Below are 728 nucleotides of genomic sequence, written 5' to 3'. Positions count from 1 at the left end.
CCGCCGACAGCGGCTCGGAGAACATCCGGTCAAGCACCTTGTTCACATCATCCATCGTCACTTTCTGAATCCGGGCAATCATTTCGTCCAGGGTGATGTGCCGGCCAAGCATCAATTCATTCTTCCCAAGCCGGTTCATCCGGCTGCTGGTGCTCTCCAGACTAAGGATCAGACTGCCCTTGAGCTGCTCCTTGCCCTTGCGGATCTCCTCTTCGTCCATTCCCTTAACGGCCAGTTCATACAGCATTTCTTTGGTCAGCTCCATGACGTCCTTGGTCTGCTTCGGAGCAGTCCCGGCATACACGGTAAAGAGCCCGCTGTCGGCCTGGGAACTGTGATAGGAATAGACGGAGTACGCCAGTCCGCGCTTTTCGCGGATTTCCTGGAACAGCCGGGAGCTCATGCCGCCGCCAACCGCGTTGTTAATCAGCACCATTGCATAGTGCAGCGGATCATCATTTGCGCAGCCCGGCAGGGACAGGCAGATGTGGTTTTGCTCTGTTTTTTTACGGCGGAACAAGAGATCCCCGCGGAACTCCGGCGGGCTCAGCCGGTCTGACTCTCCATGGTTGGCAAACGTGCCGAAATATCGTTCCAGCAGCTCTCTCACACTGTCGTCAAAATTGCCGGCAAGGCTGATCACCGTGTTCTCGATCGTATATTGCTTCCGCATATAGGCCCGAAGATCATCCGGCGTCATGGCCTCCAGCCGTTCCTTGATTCCGAGA

The 728-nt window shown here is 56.0% G+C and carries 1 protein-coding gene; it reads right to left on the bottom strand.

All coding sequences use genetic code 11. From position 1 onward, the window contains the following. Positions 1–728 (bottom strand): M16 family metallopeptidase (locus L692_RS0126955; RefSeq protein ID WP_025703062.1); only part of this gene is annotated, 728 nt, incomplete at both ends.

The sequence above is a fragment of the Paenibacillus forsythiae T98 genome, assembly GCF_000520735.1.
Classification (GTDB): Bacteria; Bacillota; Bacilli; order Paenibacillales; family Paenibacillaceae; genus Paenibacillus_AQ; species Paenibacillus_AQ forsythiae.
Note: the sequence above shows the minus strand (reverse complement) of the source record. Positions and strands in the feature narration are given on the sequence as shown.